The sequence below is a fragment of the Actibacterium sp. 188UL27-1 genome, assembly GCF_016901225.1.
In the GTDB taxonomy this organism is placed as follows: domain Bacteria; phylum Pseudomonadota; class Alphaproteobacteria; order Rhodobacterales; family Rhodobacteraceae; genus 188UL27-1.
This window is the reverse complement of record NZ_JAFEUL010000008.1, coordinates 1-17,945: the sequence shown is the minus strand read 5'-3', so window position 1 is coordinate 17,945 and position 17,945 is coordinate 1. Positions and strand designations below refer to the sequence as shown.

Below are 17,945 nucleotides of genomic sequence, written 5' to 3'. Positions count from 1 at the left end.
CCCGCTGGGGCAGCTTAGGCCAGCCCCTTACGGGGCACAATCGCAAATGTGCCCCTGCTTTAATTGTCGCGGCGTCGCCCGATTCAGCTACTGCCCTCATCATCGGATGTCTTCCGGCTCTCCACGATTTCGTCGATATGGCCCCATGCCTTTGCCTCATCCGGAGACATGAAATTGTCCCGCTCCAGGGCTTTTTCCACGTCTTCAATCTTTTGCCCCGTATGTTTGACATAGATTTTATGAAGTTGGTCTTTAATTTTCTGAGTTTCTGCAGCGTGGATCATAATATCCGTCGCCTGCCCCTGAAAACCGCCCGAGGGTTGATGGACCATAATCCGCGCATTGGGCAACGAAAAGCGCATTCCAGCCTCACCCGCGACCGATAGAACAGACCCCATAGACGCCGCCTGCCCAACCACTAGGGTTGAAACCTTTGGCTTGATGTACTGCATGGTATCATAAATCGACAGGCCGCTGGTCACGACGCCGCCCGGCGAATTGATGTACATGCTGATTTCTTTGGTCGGATTCTCCGCTTCCAAGTGCAGCAACTGCGCCACAATCAACTGGCTCATCCCGTCATGGACAGGGCCGTTCACGAAAACGATCCGCTCTTTCAGCAGCCTTGAAAAAATATCGTAGGCGCGTTCGCCCCGGCTGGTTTGCTCAACAACCATGGGGACAAGGTTCATATAGGTGTTCACTGGGTCTTGCATCTGGTTGCCTCGGACTGGGGAGCGGCAGGCGCTCTGATCGGTGTCAGTTGGTTCTAGTGCTGGGCGGGGGGGGCCGCAAGGGCTGCTCCTGCGCCTGAAATGTGAAGATAGCGTTGACAGATAAGTAAGTAAAGGCTTACCGTAAGTCATGAGTTACGGTTTGATACTCTCCGCCCTCGCCGATCCAACCCGCCGCGCCATTGTTGAGCAGCTGGCCCGTGAACCCAAAAGCGTGGGCGAGCTGGCGCATGGATTTCCGGTCAGCCGGCCGGCCATTTCGCAGCATCTGAAAGTGCTCAACGATGCGGGCGTGCTGGCCGTCACATCGCAAGGCGCGCGGCGGGTCTACCGGCTGGATCCAAAAGGTATGGCGGAACTGCGCCAATGGCTCGACAGCCTGTGGGACACGGCTTTGGCCGCGTTCGCGGCCGAGGCCGAAACCATGGCCAAGGACAACCAACGGAAATGACACCCCAAACCCAAGATTGAAGATGTTCCATGGAAGATTTCGACACCACACCAACAGCCCCAATCCACAAGACGATCACCGTCCCCCTCCCGCCGGATCACGCGTTCGAGCTTTTTACAGCCGGCATCAATAAGTGGTGGCCGGGGGACACCCATTCCCTGTCGGCGCGGGATGGGCGCGCACCCCGCCAACTGGATGTCGACCCACATCAAGGGGGCCGGATCTGGGAAACGACCCATGACGGCAAACGCCACGCCTGGGCCCGGATCACCGACTGGCAACCCGGCAGACGTTTCGCCTTTAACTGGCATGTCGGACAGGAAGAGGAAGACGCAACCCACGTCGTCGTCGCCTTCAGTCAAACGAAAACCGGCACCCGCGTCGATCTCACCCATGGCGGATTTGACGGGGTGACCGACGGCGCAACCATGATGGCCAGCTACCAGACCGGTTGGGACCATGTTCTGACCGCCTGTTACGGAACAGCCTGCCAGGGTGTGGTCACGGCTTGACCCGCATTGCTTGAAACGCGGCAGGCGCGGGTTAGCTCGCGCTTCATGGATAATCATAAAACCCCAGTATTTGACCCAACGCGCACCGCTGCCCTTGCGGCGCTGCGGGACTTTCTGCCCAAATCCGGCCGCGATTATACTGCAAAACGCAACTATGACCGCGGGGATCTGGGGCATCCCCATGTGTCGAAATTGTCGCCTTACATACGTCACCGCATGATCACGGAGGAAGAGGTGCTTCAGGCCGTCCTGGATCGCTATGCCTTGTCCACCGCAGAAAAGTTCGTGCAGGAAGTGTATTGGCGGACATATTGGAAGGGTTGGCTGGAAATGCGTCCGGCCGTCTGGTCTGACTATCGCGCGGGCCTCAACCAAGCGCTGAACCGGGTCAAGGCCGAAGGTGGTTTGCGCCAAAAATGGGAGGCCGCCTGCAAGGGTGAGACCGGCCTGACGTCGTTTGACAATTGGGCGCAGGAGTTGGCAGCAAGCGGTTACATGCACAACCACGCGCGGATGTGGTTCGCGTCGATCTGGATCTTCACGCTGAAACTGCCGTGGGAATTAGGGGCGGATTTCTTCATGCGCCACCTGCTGGATGGCGATCCGGCCTCCAACACACTTGGATGGCGTTGGGTAGCGGGGTTGCAGACCAAGGGCAAAACCTATCTCGCGCGGTCTTCGAATATCACCAAATTCACCGAAGGACGGTTTGGCGGCACCCATGGTCTGGCCACAGATGCACCCGCCTTGGACGGGCCACCCCACCCAACGCGCCAAGACCCCCCGGCAGAGGTTGACTGGGCGCCACATCCCGAAACCGGATTGCTGATCACCGAAGAAGACCTCTCCCCCGCCTGGCTCCTGCCCCCCGGCCTGACCCCGAAAGGCGTTGCCGGTTTGCTGGCCACCGAAGGTCGATCACCGCTGGCTGTCTCTCCCCTCGTCACAGACTTTGCCAAATCGGCCCTGCGGGACACGCGGGACAGGTACGGTGACACATTCGGCCCACACGGACCGCTGACCGATGACATCACCGCCATCGCGGCCTGGGCGCGCGACACAGGTTTGGCACAGGTCGTGACACCCTATGCCCCGGTCGGGCCAACCGCCACCAAGCTCAACACTTTGGAAAACCTGCTCCGCGACGATGGCATCGACCTGATCCGCCCGATCCGAGATTTCGATCTGAATGCCTGGCCCTATGCCACGGCCGGTTTCTTCAAGTTCAAGGAAAAGATCCCGACCCTCGTGGGCCAGATCAAGGGTTTGCGTGCCGCGTGATCTGCCCATCCTCGCCCTGTCAGTCCGGCAGCCCTGGGCCTGGGCGATCATCCATGGCGGCAAGGACATTGAGAACCGCACTCATGGTTCCATCAAAAGCGGACAGATGCGACCCGGCCAGATCTGCATTCACGCAGCCACCGGCCTGACGGAAGAGGAATATCGCTGGTCCGTCTACAAGCTTCAACAGGTTGGCGTGACACCACCCCGCCCCGATGACCTGGTCCGTGGCGCGATCATTGGCACCGTCGAGGTTACGGATATCGTCACGAAAAGCGACAGTCCCTGGTTCGGCGGCCCCTGTGGATTGGTTCTGCGGGATCCTAAGGGTGTTGACCCGATCGCTGCGCCAGGCGCGCTGGGTTACCTCGAATGGGCCCCTAGCGGCGCGGTCGTCTCACCTCGCCCTTGGATGATGCGGTATGACAGGGCGAACGGAGACGACCGGACCCGCGACCTTTTTCCGGATCTGAACCAATCCTTCGCAACACCGCCGCCACGCCCGTATCCCAAGTCCAAGCCAGCCGATTGACCGCAATCAGTTCGCATGCGCCGCCTCTTGTTCGCGCCGGGTCGCATTGCGTTTGCTGATCAGCGATGCGGTGATGACGCCCACGGTGACCGCAGCGATCCACAGCGTCGACAAGGCGTTGATCTCGGGCGAGACGCCCAGGCGTACGGCGGAAAAGATTTTCATGGGCAGAGTCGTAGCCCCGGGGCCCGATGTAAAGCTGGCGATGACCAGATCATCCAGCGACAGGGTAAAGGCCAACAGCCACCCGGCGATGACCGCAGGCGCGATGATGGGCAAGGTGACCAGCCGAAACGCCTCGAACGGGGAGGCACCCAGATCCAGGGCGGCTTCCTCAAGGCTTTGATCGAAACTGACCAACCGCGACGACACAACGACCGACACATAGCACATCGCAAAAGTCGTATGTGCCAGGACCACCGTGCCGATGCCGCGTTCCACATCCAGGCTGATGAACAAAAGCAGCAGCGACAGGCCGGTGATCACCTCCGGCATCACCAGCGGCGCATAGATCATGCCGGAAAACAGCGTGCGACCCCGAAAGCGGCCCCCGCGAACCAGCGAAATGGCGGCCATCGTGCCCAGTATCGTGGCCAGCGTCGATGACAGCACCCCGACCTTGAGCGAGATCCAGGCAGCACTCAAATACGCCTCGTCCCGCAGCACCTCGCCATACCATTTGGTGGACCAACCCGCCCAGACAGTCACCAGGCGGCTTTCATTGAAGGAATAGATGATCAGGATGACGATGGGGATGTAAAGAAACGCGAAACCCAATGTCAGGGCCGTGGCGTTGAACCAACCGAACCGGGTCATCCCTCGGCCTCCCGCTGGCGTTGGGCCTGGCGCTGGAACAGCACGATCGGAATGATCAGCAGGAACAGTAGAATGATCGCCACGGCCGAGGCGACGGGCCAATCCCGGTTGGCAAAGAACTCATCCCACAGGACGCGACCAATCATCAGCGTATCGCTGCCGCCGAGGATGGAGGGGATGATGAACTCCCCCACGACGGGGATAAACACCAGGAAGGCGGCGGCAATGATCCCGGGCCGCGACAATGGGATCACCACCCGCCAGAACGCCGCGATACGGGAACAGCCCAGATCACATGCGGCCTCTAGCAGTGACGGATCCATCCGTTCGAGGTTGGCATAGATCGGCAAGACCGCGAAGGGCAGATAGGTATAGACGATCCCGATATAGACGGCGCGATCGGTGTTCAGGATCAGCAGCGGCTCGCTGATCAGGCCCATCGCCATCAAGGTCTGGTTCAGCAGGCCTTCGTTGCTCAGGATCCCGATCCACGCATAGACCCGGATCAGGAAGCTCGTCCAGAAGGGCAGGATCACCAGCATCAGCAGCGTGGGCCGCCACGCGGGGCGCGCCTTAGCCATGGACCAGGCAATGGGATAGGCCACCAGCAGGGTCAGTACGGTCGAGACCAAAGCGATCCGCAGGCTCGACAGATAGGCGCGGTAATACAGGTCATCGCCGGTCAACCAGACGAAGTTCTCAAAATCCCACCCGGCGATCACTTCGCGCAGACCGGCCCATCCCGGCTCGTCCCACCGCGGCGTGTAGGGCGGGATCGCGATATCGGCATCTGACAGGGCCAGCCGCAGCACCGTCAGGAAGGGCACCAGAAAGAATAGCGCGAGCCACAGATACGGAAAACCTATGACGATCAGCCGGCGCATTACCGGGTCAACACCACGCCGCGCGCTGCATTCCAGCCCAGCCAGACGGGATCGTACCAGGTGAACGCCTGCTCTGATCGTTGGGCGGCATTGGCGACCATCGCTTTCAGGATCTGCCCGCCCGCTATTTCCACATGGTAGGTGGTGACATTGCCCAGATAGGCGATATCCATGATCTTGCCCGGCAGCGCGTTGTCCAGGTCCGGCCTGTCGCGGCTGATCGCAACTTTTTCGGGCCGGATCGACAGCGCGCAATCTGTCCCCGCGGGGACAGGGACTGCGCTTTGCACCGTGATCACCGCACCGTCGGCTGCGTGCAGCGTCAGATCGCCATCGGTGGTCGTACCCGCCTTAGCCTCGATCAGGTTCACGTCACCGATAAACTCCGCGACATAGCGGGATCCGGGATATTCATAGATCTCCGCAGGCGTCGCCACCTGCACGATCCGCCCTTCATCCATCACCGCGACCCGGCTTGAGACTGTCATGGCCTCCTCTTGATCATGGGTGACGATGACAAAGGTGGTGCCCGTGTTCTCCTGAATGTCCATCAGCTCGAACTGGGTTTGGGTGCGGAGCTTCTTGTCGAGCGCACCAAGCGGCTCGTCCAGCAACAGCAGCTTCGGGGCCTTGGCCAGACTGCGTGCCAAAGCGACCCTCTGGCGTTGCCCGCCACTGATCTGGTGCGGCTTGCGCTTAGCCAACTTGGTCAGTTGCACCAGGCGCAGCATTTCGGCCACGCGACCTTCGATGTCGGATTTCGGCATACCTTCGCGGCGCAGGCCAAAGGCGATGTTATCGGCGACGCTCAGATGCGGGAACAGGGCGTAGGATTGGAACATCATGTTCACGGGGCGCTTGTTCGGCGGCACCCCGGCCAGATCCTGCCCGCCCAGGGTCATGGTCCCGCCGGTCGGCTCCTCGAACCCCGCCAGCATCCGCATGATCGTCGTCTTGCCGCAGCCGGAAGGGCCGAGGAGCGAGAAAAACTCCCGCTCATAGATCTGCAGATCAACCTGATTGACGGCGGTGACATCGCCGTACCGCTTGGTGAGCCCACTGAGATTGATCAGCGGCACCGCCCCGTCGTCAGCCCATGGGGCGAAAACCGGTGGAGGTGCCGGGTCTGTCACCCCGCCGCCTATTGCCCCGATTTGATCTTGGTCCACAGGCGGGTCACGGTGCGCTGCACTTTGGCGTCGTAGGCGGTGACGGTGAAGAGGTTGGCAACCGTCGCCTCATCGGGATAGACGGCGGCATCCCCGATCACCTCCTCCAGCAGAAATTCCTGCGAGGCCTTGTTGCCGTTGGCATAGAACGTGTGGTTTGACGCTGCCGCCGCTACCTCGGCCCGCAAGATGAAATCGAGGAATTTGTGGGCGTTTTCCACGTTCGGCGCATCGGCGGGAATGGCCATCTGGTCAAACCACATCAGCGCGCCTTCCTTGGGGATGGTATAGGCCACCTCGACCCCGTTATCGGCCTCTGCCGCGCGATCCCGGGCCTGCAAGATATCGCCGGACCAGCCGAACGCCACGCAGATATCGCCATTGGCCAGGGCGTTGATATATTCCGAACTGTGGAATTTCTGCACATGGGGGCGCACGCCGCCCAGCACCTCTTCAACCTTGGCGATGACCTCCGGATCCTTGCTATCCGGATCTTCGCCCAGATAGCGCAGGGCGGCCGGGATCAACTCGGTCGGGGCATCCACGAAATGCACACCGCATCCGGCCAGCTTTTCCATATTGGCGGGGTCAAAGACGAGGGCGAGGCTATCGGTGGGCGCATCTTCCCCCAGCAATTCCGCGACCTTGGCGGTGTTGTAGCCGATGCCCGTCGTACCCCACATGTAGTTGATCGAATAGGCATTGCCGGGGTCGTATTTTTCGGTCCGGGCGTTGATGTCGGCCCAGACGTTGCCCAGGTTGGTCAGCTTGGATTTGTCCAGCTCCTGGAAGGCGCCGGCGGCGATCTGGCGGGACAGGAACGCGCCGGTGGGCGTCACGATGTCATAGCCGGTCTTGCCCGCCAGCAGCTTGGTCTCCAACACCTCATTGCTGTCGAACACATCGTAGATGACCTTGATCCCGGTCTCTTCGGTGAACTGGGTCAGCACGTCTTCGTCGATGTAATCGGACCAGTTGTAAACGCGCACTTCTTCGGCCTGGGCGGCAAGCGCGGTCACGGACAAAACGGTCGCGGCGATGGCGATACGGGTCATGTGGCAGATCTCCCTGATGGCCTTGGTCGGGCCGCATTCTTTTGCCCACTATCTGGACAAACTTGGCGTTTTGGCAAGGCGATAGTGCGCGACCTAACCCGGCCCGCCCGCACCGCCCAAGAATTAGGCGATGCCGGGCGGCAGGGTGCCGAATTGACAAGGCTTGGCGCGGCGGTTTTAGCTGCGTCAACCCTTGCCCGTCAGGTGACCGATGATCCCCAATCACATGCCCACATCCGAGCTTCAGGCGCTGGACGCCGCCCATCACATGCATCCCTTCACCGATGGCGCGGCGCTCGCGGCAAAGGGCACCCGGGTGATCACCCGGGCCGAGGGCGTGTGGCTGACCGACAGCGACGGGGCGCAGATGCTCGACGCGATGTCAGGCCTGTGGTGCGTCAATATCGGGTATGGGCGAGAGGAACTGGCAGAGGCCGCGGCCGCGCAGATGCGCCAACTGCCCTTTTACAACACGTTCTTTCAGACCAGCCACCCGCCTGTCATCGCCTTGTCCGAACGACTGGCGCGCCTGGCCCCGGGTGATCTGAACCATGTCTTTTATGCGGGGTCTGGGTCCGAGGCGAATGACACCAATATCCGTCTGGTCCGGCATTACTGGGCCGCGATGGGCCATCCCGACAAGCAGATCATCATTGCACGCAAGAACGGCTATCACGGGTCCTCGGTCGGGTCCGGTTCCCTGGGGGGGATGGCGGCGATGCATGCCCAAGGCGGGATGCCGATCCCGGATATCGTCCATATCAACCAGCCCTATTGGTGGGGCGAGGGCGGCGACCGAAGCCCGGAGGCGTTTGGCAGCGCCTGCGCCCGGGAACTTGAGGCCAAGATTGCCGAACTGGGCGAAGGCCGCGTCGCCGCCTTCATCGCCGAACCGATCCAGGGCGCGGGCGGTGTTATTATACCGCCTGACAGCTATTGGCCCGAGATTGCCCGTATCTGCGCCGCCCATGACGTCCTGCTGATCTCCGATGAGGTGATCTGCGGCTTTGGCCGAACCGGCAATTGGTTCGGCAGCCAGACCCTGGGAATTACGCCTGACATCATGACCATCGCCAAGGGATTAAGCTCCGGCTATGCGCCCATCGGGGCCTCTCTGATTTCGGACCGAATCGCAGAGGCTGTGAATGACGCAGGCGATTTCAACCACGGCTACACCTATTCTGGTCATCCGGTCAGTTGCGCTGTGGCCCTCGCCAACCTCACGATCCTCGAAGAGGAGGGCATCGTTGACGCTGTCCGCACTGACAAGGCCCCCTATCTGGCGCAGGGCTGGGCCGCCTTGGCCGATCACCCACTGGTGGGGGAGGCCGTGAGTTGTGGCATGATGGGCGCGCTACAATTGACACCAGACAAGGCGGGGCGCGCGCCCTTCGCGTCGGATCCTGGAACCGTCGGCTATATCTGCCGTGAGATCAGTTTTGAGACCGGATTGGTCATGCGCCATGTCGGCGACCGGATGATCATCGCGCCGCCCTTGGTGATCTCCCGGCCTGAGATGGATATCTTGTTGGACCGTGCGCGAACTGTGCTCGACCAGACGCTGGACAGGATCCGGGCTGAGGGATTGCTGGCCACCCGGGCCGCCTGACCCATGGACCTGCTGACTGCCAATGATCAACCGGGCGTCTATCCGGCCTCCTACTACGCGGCAACGACCGATCTGTTGCCCCTCTGCCCGGTCGCGCAAGGCGATCTGACCTGCGACGTGGCCGTGGTGGGTGGCGGCTATACCGGGTTGTCAGCGGCGCTGCACCTGGCCGAACGCGGCTATGATGTGGTGCTGCTGGAGGCGCAGCGCGTGGGATTTGGCGCCTCGGGCCGCAATGGCGGGCAGGTCGCCACGGGCCAGCGTCTGGATCAGGAAGCGTTGGAGGATCTGGTCGGCACCGATGAGGCCCGGCGGCTGTGGGAATTGTCGCTGTCTTCTGTCGATCTGGTCCATGACCTTTGCGACCGCCACGGAATCGCCTGCGACTGGCAAGACGGCTTGATCGAAGCGCTCCATACCAAGGGGCTGGCGCGGGAGGCGAGCCGCTACCCAGACCACATGGCAACGCAGTACGGTTATACCAGGATGCGCAACCTGGACCGGGCAGAAATGCGGGAGGCGGTGGAATCGCCTGCCTATGTCGGCGGCGTCCTTGATGAAGGATCAGGCCATCTGCACCCTTTGAAATACGCGTTGGGCCTGGCGCGGGCCGCGCTGAACGCAGGCGTCCGTGTGTTCGAACAATCGCGGGTGTCAAACCTGGTGGCGGGAGATCCGGTGCAACTGACCACGACACACGCGACCGTCACCGCGCGGCATGTGCTTTTGGCCGCGAATGGTTATCTAGGCGATCTGGCGCCCGCTGTCGCCGCTTATGTGATGCCGATCAACAATTTCATCGTGGCGACCGCAAAGCTGGACAATCCCGAGGCGTTGATAGCCCGGAACCGCGCCGTCGCCGACAGCAAATTCGTGCTCAACTATTTCAGGCGCAGTGCCGATGGGCGGCTGTTGTTCGGCGGTGGGGAAAGCTATGGCTACCGCTTTCCCCGCGATATCGCTCGAACAGTCCGGCGACCGCTTGCCCAGATCTTTCCTCAGCTGGCCAAGATCCCGTTCGATTATGCCTGGGGTGGGACGCTCGCGATCACGATGTCACGCCTGCCCCATGTCACACGGCTGCGCGGCAATATCCTGTCGGCCAGTGGGTTTTCCGGCCATGGTGTCGCGTTGGGGACCCTTGCGGGCCAGATCATGGCCGAAACTGTGGCCGGTCAGGCCGAACGGTTCGATCTGATGGCGCGGCAGCCCACGGGCCGTTTTTTTGGAGGGGCGGCGTTGCGCCATCCGCTGCTGGTACTTGCCATGCTGTGGTATGGGCTGCGGGATCGGCTATAGGACAGCCGGATTCTATGCCTTCGGCGAGGATATTTTCGAACACATAATGGGATTAGGTTTGGCGACGGTGTGGGCCGACAATGGCCGCGGCCAGAAGCATAAGGCCCGAGACGGTGGCGATCATACCTGCGGCGCTGACCGAATTGTCAAAGCCCAGCCAAAGCGGGCCAAAACCGGCGAAAATGTAGCCCAGGATCGCCGAGAGAGCCGCCAACAACACCGAAAGCGCGACCTGCGTTTCCAACCGGTTGGTCATCAGGCGTGCCGCGGCGGGCGGGCAAATGAACATCGCGATGACAATAATGGAGCCCACCGCATCGAAAGCGGCGACAGCAGCGACAGCCGACAAGATCACCAGGCCTAACCCGATCACCGTGTTGGGCAGGCCGACCCCATGGGCGAAGCCTTCATCGAAGGTCGTTATCTTGAGCGGACGCCAAAAGAGCCAAGTCAGCACCGCGACCAACGCCGTGACGACAGCGAGGCGGGTCAATTCCGGTGGCAGGCCCGCCAGCGCCCGAGGGTCGAGTAGCGAGGTCCAGCCAAGCGCATCAAGCCAGATCAGACTTTCAAGATTTCCCATCAGCGCGTGTTCCACATCAAGGTGGACATTGCTGGTATCCGATTGCTCCAACAGCAAAACACCACCTGCAAACATCGCGGTAAAGATCACGCCCATGGCCGCCCCGGGTTCGATCCGGCCCAGGCGGCGGATGACCTCAATCAGAACAACGGCGACCACGGCAGCAGCAGCAGCCCCCAGCATCATGGGCCAGGCAGAGACACGCCCCGTCACCAGAAAGGCCACGACGATGCCCGGCAGGACCACATGACTGATGGCGTCACCGATCAGCGCCTGGCGACGCAAGAGCAGGAAGTTACCTGGCACGGCGCAAGCGATGGCGGCGAGCACTCCGATCAACAGCGGCGTGAGGCTGAGGGCGACAAAAACCTGTCCGCTCACGGTGTGGCCCCGTTCAGTCGGGTGTCAATCTCAGCGATCTGATCCGCCGTCAGCAGCGTGTCGATGGGGCTGAGCCCGTCATGGCGGTTGACCAGCGTGTCAAAGCCGGGATCGGCGCGCATAATGGCCCACCGCGCCTCGTCCCGCAGGGCGTCCAGCGCCGCGCCGACACCGCGGTCGGTGGCGACGCCATCGGCGCGAACCAGACCTGCCTTTTGCAACAGGCGCAGGGTAAAGCGTTCATAGATCGGTTGCCCCTGCCCCAAGGCCAGCAGACCCTGGCGCAAATGCACCCGGCGTTCGAACCGGCGGTGACGGAACCAGGCGGCCAACACGCCACGATCCGGGGCCATGATCAACGAAATCAGGAACGCGGCAAAGGCCACCAGCACGATGATGGGGCCGGTCGGCAGGTCAGGCGCGGTGGCTGACAGACCCGCCCCAACCACGCCTGACACACCGCCCATGGTGCCCGCCAGGATTGCGACCCGCATGGCATGGTCTGTCCAGAATCGCGCCGCAACGGGCGGGATGATCAGCAAGGCGACAATCAGGATCAGGCCCACGATTTTCAGACCCACCACCGTGACCATCAGCACAAGACCCATCGTCGCAAGGTCGATACGGACAACGTTGACACCGGAGATCCCTGCGAAACCGGCATCAAAGGCGACCATTGTCATGGGGCGGCTGAGCGCAAGGCTGGCGGCAAGGGCCACTGCGCCACCCACCGCGATCAGCACGGCATCGGCGTAAAGCATCCCCGCCGTTGCACCCAATAGCAATCCGTCCAGGCCCGCTTGCCGCCCCGAGGGAACATTCTGGATCACCGTGAGCAACATGACACCAAACCCGAAAAACACCGACAGGACCGCGCCAATGGCCGTATCCTCGGACAGTCGGGTTTTGGTGCTGATCCAGTGGACACAAAGTAGGCCAAGGGCCGCGGTCACCGCTGCTCCGATCAGCAACACGGCAAGGTTGCGGCCATCCCCGCCCAAGGCGACCATCAGCAGGAAAGCGAGGCCGATCCCCGGCAACGTCGCATGGGCGATGGCATCCCCGACCAAGGCGCGCTTGCGAAGGAACAGAAACGTGCCGGTGACACCAGCCGCAATGCCTAAAAGGCCAGCGCCCACCATGACCAGCATGGCGTTATAGCCTAGCCCCAGGACCATGGCCTAGCTGGCGGTCTGCGCAGGATCCATCCGCGCCATGGTCAACTGGCCGCCATAGGTCCGCTCCAAAAGATCAGGCGTAACGATCTGATCCACCGGTCCTTCAGCGATGCGGCGGACATTCAGCAGCAGGGCGCGGTCAAAATATTCAGCCACCGTGGCCAGGTCATGGTGGACCGCCACGATCGTGCGCCCCGCATCACGCAGGTCTTTCAATACCGCGATGATCGCCTTTTCCGTGGCGGCATCGACCCCGGCAAAGGGTTCATCCAAAAGGTACAAATCCGCGTTCTGGGCCAGGGCACGGGCCAGGAACACGCGCTGCTGTTGGCCGCCTGACAATTGCCCGATCTGGCGTGTGGCAAAATCCTGCATGCCGACGCGGGTCAGGCAGGCCATGGCGCGGTCGTGATGGCTTCGGCGGATCCGGCCCAGTAGCCCAAGCTCCCGGTAAAGCCCCATCAGAACAACGTCGATCACGCGGGTCGGGAAATCCCAATCGACGGAGGCGCGCTGGGGCACATAGGCAATGCGCTGACGTTGATCGACGAGCGCTTTACCGAATACGGTCACATGACCCGACAAAGGTGTGATAATGCCAAGGGCCGCCTTCAGCAATGTCGACTTTCCCGCACCATTGGGGCCGATAATCGCGGTCATCTGGCCGGGTACGAAACTGGCATCGACCGAGAAAATCGCCGGTTTCTGACCGTAGGATACGGTGAGACCGCGCAGGGCCAGCGGGTAAACGGCCAAATCCTCAGATGCGGGAACCACCGGAACGACGCTAAGGGGTGTCACTGCCATCAAGAACTTGCCCCAAGCTTACCCAACCGTCCACGAGCGGGTACGGTGCCGCCCAGGGCCGCGGCAATCGTCGTCACGTTATGATCGATCATGCCCAGATAGGTCCCTTCATAGGTGCCTTGCTCTCCCATCGCGTCGGAATAAAGCTCTCCTCCTATGCGCACGTCATGCCCGCGCGCGGCGGCACCCTCGATGAGCGCTCGGATGTTACGGTCGCTGACCGAACTTTCAACGAAGACCGCGCCGATATCCCGGGTGACCAGCATCTCGACAAGTTCTGCGATGCGGTTCAGGCCCGCCTCACTCTCGGTGGAGATGCCCTGGATGCCCTCAACCTCAAACCCGTAAGCGTTGCCAAAGTAATTAAACGCATCATGGGCGGTGACCAGCACCCGGCTTTCTGCCGGGACCGATGCCAGACCATCTATCGCGTATTTCGACAAGGCACCAATGTCAGCACTATAGGCGGCGGCATTGGCGCGAAACGTCTCTGCATCCTCCGGCGCCACCGTCATCAGCGCCTCGGTCACCCGCTCAACGACACCTTGCCACAGGTCTGGATCCATCCAGATATGGGGGTCAGACTGGCCAGCATAGTCATCATCGGCCAGCAAACGGTCCGCGGACAAATCCTCCGCCACGGCCGCAACCGTGGTCCGGCCTTCCAGATCGCCGAAAAAGTCGATCATCTGTGCTTCCAGGTTAAGGCCGTGGTACAAAACTAGATCTGCGCCCGTCATTGCCACGATGTCACTGCGTGTCTGGCGAAAGGCATGTGGGTCGACCCCCGGCCCCATCAGGGCCCGGACCTGCACCTTGTCACCCCCGATGGCACGGGCCGCATCTGCGATCATGCCGGTTGTAGCCACCACTGTCAGCGCATTGGCGGCAAAGGTCGGCGTTGCCGAGATCGCCGCCAACGCGGCCAGGATGTGTCGTCTGGTCAGGTTTGCCATGATGCTCCCACCGTCATGAAACTTGGTTATCTCGGACTTAGGCTTATGAGAATGAGTTGCAAGTGTCAATGCACTTGAGAGGCACTCTCAACAAGGATCTGCACTTTAAATAGGCATCTGCAATCGCGCATGATCAATGTTTCACCCGGCCAAATGTTCCGCGGCGAGCATTGATTTAAGCTGATCCACCTGAACCTGCGCGACGCCGATGGCCTGAAACAGCGTCGCCGTAAAGCTAACCGGTGCGGTTCCTGGCGCTGTAATGATGCAATTGTCTATAATGGCGGTGGGGCCGAGCTGATAGCGGGGCGCGCTCGTGTATCTCGCCGCACCTGCAGGCAGAAATGCCACATCGTTCGATGTATGATCGACGTCATTCAGGGCCCGGCCCGGCTACGGACAAGCCTTTCATCGCAGATCCCGGCAATCGCCGCGCCGCCCGCATGGTGGCTGCGCAACATCTGTGCGAGGTCCGGAGCCGCCTCTGTCTGCCAGATCGTGCCCCGATGACAGCGATGGCATCAGGGGCTAAAGGCGCAATCGTATCAAGGCCTTGGGGCACCGCCGCGCTGAGGCCACCTTGGGATGTGACGCTGGTTGGGTTGGGCGTGACATAGGATATGGTCAGCTCATAAAACAGGCCACCGGTTCCGCCGATCAAGACATATTCCCAGTCGGCAAAGCCCGGGGTCCGGATCACTGCGACTATGGGCATGTACGGGACCTTTCGATGGCACGGCGGAAAGACACCTCCAAAAACAAAGAGGAAAACAGGGGCGGGTCAAGCTGACACCTGGCAGTCACCTGACACGTGTGGGCCATCCCCGTCGGAGCCGCCAGCGCAGGACCGCAATGATCTGATCCGGTGCAACATGCCCTAGATCGACAGACGGGGCCGAGCCGCCCCCATCTCCGCGCAACCCAAATAGACCAGACGGGCCAGGGATCAGCCGCTTGACGGTCAACCCGATCCCCGGACGCTCCACCAGTACGACATCACCGATACACGCAGGCCTGAAACGCGTGGGACCCCGCCCAAAGGCGAGGTCCCCCTCAAACAAAACCGGCTCCATCGAGCGCCCGGTGATGCGGACGACCCTGAGACCGGCAATCAATGCTGTGGCACGACCATGTCGAGGTTGGTGTTATAGGGGGCGGGTTTGCGCGCCGTGGCGACACCCTTGGTATCCCAGAACATTTCGGCGAACTGATTGACCAGTTCCACCAACTGCTCGCCATCGGCACGGTTCAATTCAACCTTGCATTTGCTGGCTGTCAGCATGATCGAATGGGTCAGATCATGGACATTCGGATGCTTTTCAATCTGAGGGGCCTTGATGTAGTCGCCCCAGATGATGCGGATCTCATCCTTGACCTTGGCGGCCTCGATCTCCTTGGTGCGCACGCAGCGGATGATGGTGTTCATGACACCGGCAGACATCTCTTTCTCGGCGTTTTCATGGATCAGGTCGAGCATACGAACGACGGAATGCGCGGCGATGATGGCCGTGGACGGGTCGTAGATCTTGCAGGGGATGTCGCAATGGGCCGCTGCAGCCTCGATGCCAAAGATCTGGTCCAGAAGGCGGGTCTTGGTCATGGGAAAGTCCTTTATGTGCCAAGTTGACGTCTTGGGAGTTAGCCTATCCCAGCGTCAAGCAAAGGTTCAATCGCGTTCCCTCCGTTGCGCGGCCCAAAAAGTTAACACGGCGTGAGGGGGATGCGGCACCCTTTAACAAGGCGCGCGCCGCGTATTGCGTTAACGCCTTAACCAGAAGCCGCGCCAACCAGACAGGGCCAAACGAGATCAAGCGGCCAACGGGATGTCGACCGCTTGATTGTAGCTTGCGATGAGGCGCCGTGCGCCCCGGGAGCTGGCGTTAGGCCGATGCCCGCTTTTTGGCGGCGCGCATGCCATCAAGGCCAAGAACCGCGGCGCCGAGCAGCAGGATCGGCGCTGGCAGCGGAACCGGTGCAACGGATGCATTGGTTTCAAGCGAGAAGCCTTTGATGACATGTGCGCTGTTCAAACCACCGGTCGCGGACGCAAAGCCGAAAAATGCCTGCTCCTCGAGGAAGCTGAGATCAATGCTCTCGCTCAACAGAAAGGTTATTGGGCGGGCATTCGCCTGTGATCGGCGAACATCAACCGTTCCGTTCACGTAATCGATGAAGGCAAATCGGCTCTGCTTGTTCTGCTCCAGAGCGATGGAGGTGATCGCAATATGGGCCGACTGGGTGTTTACTTGCAGATTGATGCCGACATGGTTGCCATTCGGATCGCCGAAATCGGCGTTTTGAATGATGAAAGAAATACCATCAGCACCGCTGCCGGTCTTGCTGATACCGAACTCAAACTCGACCGAGAATTCGAAGTTGTTAGGGATGGTGAAGGCGTTTTTCTGGTACGCGCTGCCCGCCTGACCATTGACGGCTTCGGTCAAATCAATCTCGTCGTTTTCGAACTTGGCGTCGCCGTTAAGCTGCAGGGAGTTAAGGTCAATCGTCGCAGCAGACGCGACAAATCCGATGAGGTGGTGGCCTATGACAGCAATTGCGACCTGATCCGCGATGCCGATGGCCAGCCCCTGACCGTCACTCGTGATCCACTGCCAGAGGTCCTGCGCGACAATCCCGATCGCACCGAGGCCCTGATCGACGCCAGCCGCCACCTGTGGACCTATCGCGCGGGTGTGATCAGTTTTGCGGACAGCGATGCCCCTACTGGGGATCATCAAACCGAGGTCATGGCCCAGTTCGAGCGGCTGGCCTTCGCGGGGCTGGAAAAGCCCTGTCGCCTTCGAATGTAAGGTGGCTTGAACGAGCACTTGTGGCGGCACGAAAGCGGGACAGGTCCAGATGAGCCTTGTCGCGCCATTGGTCCGAGCGACAATGGCGAATGCGCCGGAAGGTTCCGTCGGTCCGTTCACCCTTGTCGAAGACCGGGATGAAGGGGAGGATCTGGCGCTTTAGTGCCAGCCAGACCAGAGTGTCAGACGATCCGTAGGCCGTATCTGCCGCGATCCAATCGGGCTTCATGCCAAAGCGCTCTTCGGTCCGGTCCGGCATCTTCCGCATCGCGCCGACCTCAGCAGTCTTGTTCGACCGGCTGGCGTCGACATTCATGGGGATCCCGTGGCCCGTATCGATCGGATAATTGTCGGAATAGGCAAAGAATGCATTCGCCATTGTGCTTGAACCAATGGCGCATCCTTTGCGCGCGGCTGTCCATTGGCTGGCGGGATCTGCGTGTGCGGTGAACTTGGGTTTGGCCGTCGTCGCCCCGAAGGCTTTGTCGTCGAGCGTGTCGAGATACTCGCGCACGGCACGAGGCGCATCTGTGGGATCAATCTCGCGGGCCGCCCCGTCCTGCGGGTTACCGGAGTTCTGCTTCTGCACATCCGCACTGATCAAGCTGCCGTCGACGGCAAAGCCCTGGCCGCCGACCAAATCCCGGCGCGACCACCGCAATTGCGCTGACTTCCTTGAGCCGATCCGCGACATACCGATCCATGTAATCGACACGCCGCTGATCGCGGAAATTCACGATAAGGCTGCCACGAAGATAGGCTATCTGTTTGATCCCACGGTTTGATGGTGTGATCCTTTCGTTGGAATGGAAGGAAGCATTATGGGACAAGTTCGTCATGGGAGCGCCACGACCACGCACGCTGTCAGAGCAGCAATACAGCGATCGC

General features: G+C 61.0%; 20 protein-coding genes. 6 read left to right on the top strand and 14 right to left on the bottom strand.

What is annotated here, in order from left to right:
• Nucleotides 1-83: 83 nt before the first annotated feature.
• Complete coding sequence (locus IU397_RS11975; protein WP_204413834.1) at nucleotides 84-716, bottom strand: ATP-dependent Clp protease proteolytic subunit; 633 nt, start codon at nucleotides 714-716, stop codon at nucleotides 84-86.
• A 148-nt stretch (nucleotides 717-864) separates the two neighbouring features.
• Between IU397_RS11975 and IU397_RS11970 the strand changes: the two genes are divergently transcribed.
• The 4 genes from IU397_RS11970 to IU397_RS11955 are packed head-to-tail and all read left to right on the top strand — an operon-like array spanning nucleotide 865 to nucleotide 3,510.
• A complete protein-coding gene (locus tag IU397_RS11970) occupies nucleotides 865-1,185 on the top strand; it encodes a helix-turn-helix transcriptional regulator (protein WP_204413833.1) in 321 nt (106 codons plus the stop codon).
• A 29-nt stretch (nucleotides 1,186-1,214) separates the two neighbouring features.
• Nucleotides 1,215-1,697 (top strand): SRPBCC domain-containing protein, encoded by a 483-nt coding sequence (locus tag IU397_RS11965; RefSeq protein WP_204413832.1) that lies wholly within the window; start codon nucleotides 1,215-1,217, stop codon nucleotides 1,695-1,697.
• 45 nt (nucleotides 1,698-1,742) lie between these two features.
• Complete coding sequence (locus tag IU397_RS11960) at nucleotides 1,743-2,978, top strand: FAD-binding domain-containing protein (RefSeq protein WP_204413826.1); 1,236 nt, start codon at nucleotides 1,743-1,745, stop codon at nucleotides 2,976-2,978.
• Nucleotides 2,968-3,510, top strand: coding sequence for a hypothetical protein (locus IU397_RS11955; RefSeq protein WP_204413823.1), 543 nt, complete (start codon nucleotides 2,968-2,970; stop codon nucleotides 3,508-3,510). The genes IU397_RS11960 and IU397_RS11955 overlap by 11 nt, the downstream gene beginning before the upstream one ends.
• Nucleotides 3,511-3,516: 6 nt before the next feature.
• Here IU397_RS11955 and IU397_RS11950 read toward each other — a convergent pair whose 3' ends face one another.
• From IU397_RS11950 to IU397_RS11935, 4 genes are read right to left on the bottom strand one after another with little or no spacing between them, the layout of a single operon-like run.
• Nucleotides 3,517-4,326, bottom strand: coding sequence for an ABC transporter permease (locus tag IU397_RS11950; protein ID WP_204413822.1), 810 nt, complete (start codon nucleotides 4,324-4,326; stop codon nucleotides 3,517-3,519).
• The gene (locus IU397_RS11945) at nucleotides 4,323-5,210 is read right to left on the bottom strand and encodes an ABC transporter permease subunit (protein WP_204413819.1); all 888 of its coding nucleotides are present in this window, start codon (nucleotides 5,208-5,210) and stop codon (nucleotides 4,323-4,325) included. The genes IU397_RS11950 and IU397_RS11945 overlap by 4 nt, the downstream gene beginning before the upstream one ends.
• The gene (locus IU397_RS11940) at nucleotides 5,210-6,343 is read right to left on the bottom strand and encodes an ABC transporter ATP-binding protein (RefSeq protein ID WP_204413817.1); all 1,134 of its coding nucleotides are present in this window, start codon (nucleotides 6,341-6,343) and stop codon (nucleotides 5,210-5,212) included. The genes IU397_RS11945 and IU397_RS11940 overlap by 1 nt, the downstream gene beginning before the upstream one ends.
• 8 nt (nucleotides 6,344-6,351) lie before the next feature.
• A complete protein-coding gene (locus IU397_RS11935) occupies nucleotides 6,352-7,434 on the bottom strand; it encodes a polyamine ABC transporter substrate-binding protein (protein ID WP_204413815.1) in 1,083 nt (360 codons plus the stop codon).
• 226 nt (nucleotides 7,435-7,660) lie between these two features.
• Between IU397_RS11935 and IU397_RS11930 the strand changes: the two genes are divergently transcribed.
• Complete coding sequence (locus tag IU397_RS11930; protein ID WP_304519746.1) at nucleotides 7,661-9,043, top strand: aspartate aminotransferase family protein; 1,383 nt, start codon at nucleotides 7,661-7,663, stop codon at nucleotides 9,041-9,043.
• Nucleotides 9,044-9,046: 3 nt separating this feature from the next.
• The gene (locus IU397_RS11925) at nucleotides 9,047-10,342 is read left to right on the top strand and encodes an FAD-binding oxidoreductase (RefSeq protein WP_204413811.1); all 1,296 of its coding nucleotides are present in this window, start codon (nucleotides 9,047-9,049) and stop codon (nucleotides 10,340-10,342) included.
• A 52-nt stretch (nucleotides 10,343-10,394) separates the two neighbouring features.
• Here the strand turns inward: IU397_RS11925 and IU397_RS11920 are convergent, their stop codons facing one another.
• The 9 genes from IU397_RS11920 to IU397_RS11880 form a co-directional block, all read right to left on the bottom strand.
• Nucleotides 10,395-11,306 (bottom strand): metal ABC transporter permease, encoded by a 912-nt coding sequence (locus tag IU397_RS11920; RefSeq protein WP_204413809.1) that lies wholly within the window; start codon nucleotides 11,304-11,306, stop codon nucleotides 10,395-10,397.
• On the bottom strand, nucleotides 11,303-12,484 hold the full coding sequence (locus IU397_RS11915; RefSeq protein WP_204413807.1) for a metal ABC transporter permease: 1,182 nt from the start codon (nucleotides 12,482-12,484) through the stop codon (nucleotides 11,303-11,305). Before IU397_RS11915 ends, IU397_RS11920 begins: the two co-directional genes overlap by 4 nt.
• Before the next feature lie 3 nt (nucleotides 12,485-12,487).
• The gene (locus IU397_RS11910) at nucleotides 12,488-13,291 is read right to left on the bottom strand and encodes a metal ABC transporter ATP-binding protein (protein WP_204413805.1); all 804 of its coding nucleotides are present in this window, start codon (nucleotides 13,289-13,291) and stop codon (nucleotides 12,488-12,490) included.
• A complete protein-coding gene (locus IU397_RS11905) occupies nucleotides 13,291-14,247 on the bottom strand; it encodes a metal ABC transporter solute-binding protein, Zn/Mn family (protein ID WP_204413803.1) in 957 nt (318 codons plus the stop codon). The genes IU397_RS11910 and IU397_RS11905 overlap by 1 nt, the downstream gene beginning before the upstream one ends.
• A gap of 373 nt (nucleotides 14,248-14,620) precedes the next feature.
• Entirely contained in the window at nucleotides 14,621-14,962 is a 342-nt protein-coding gene (locus IU397_RS11900; RefSeq protein ID WP_204413796.1) for a hypothetical protein, read from the bottom strand.
• Nucleotides 14,963-15,047: 85 nt separating this feature from the next.
• Nucleotides 15,048-15,362, bottom strand: coding sequence for a S24/S26 family peptidase (locus tag IU397_RS23885; protein WP_370541671.1), 315 nt, complete (start codon nucleotides 15,360-15,362; stop codon nucleotides 15,048-15,050).
• The gene (gene sodN / locus IU397_RS11890) at nucleotides 15,359-15,847 is read right to left on the bottom strand and encodes a superoxide dismutase, Ni (RefSeq protein WP_204413794.1); all 489 of its coding nucleotides are present in this window, start codon (nucleotides 15,845-15,847) and stop codon (nucleotides 15,359-15,361) included. The genes IU397_RS23885 and sodN overlap by 4 nt, the downstream gene beginning before the upstream one ends.
• Nucleotides 15,848-16,127: 280 nt before the next feature.
• Complete coding sequence (locus tag IU397_RS11885; protein ID WP_204413793.1) at nucleotides 16,128-16,919, bottom strand: L-type lectin-domain containing protein; 792 nt, start codon at nucleotides 16,917-16,919, stop codon at nucleotides 16,128-16,130.
• 73 nt (nucleotides 16,920-16,992) lie between these two features.
• Nucleotides 16,993-17,751: a hypothetical protein gene (locus IU397_RS11880; RefSeq protein WP_239479759.1), complete on the bottom strand. Its 759-nt coding sequence runs from the start codon at nucleotides 17,749-17,751 to the stop codon at nucleotides 16,993-16,995.
• Between the last annotated feature and the right edge of the window lie 194 nt (nucleotides 17,752-17,945).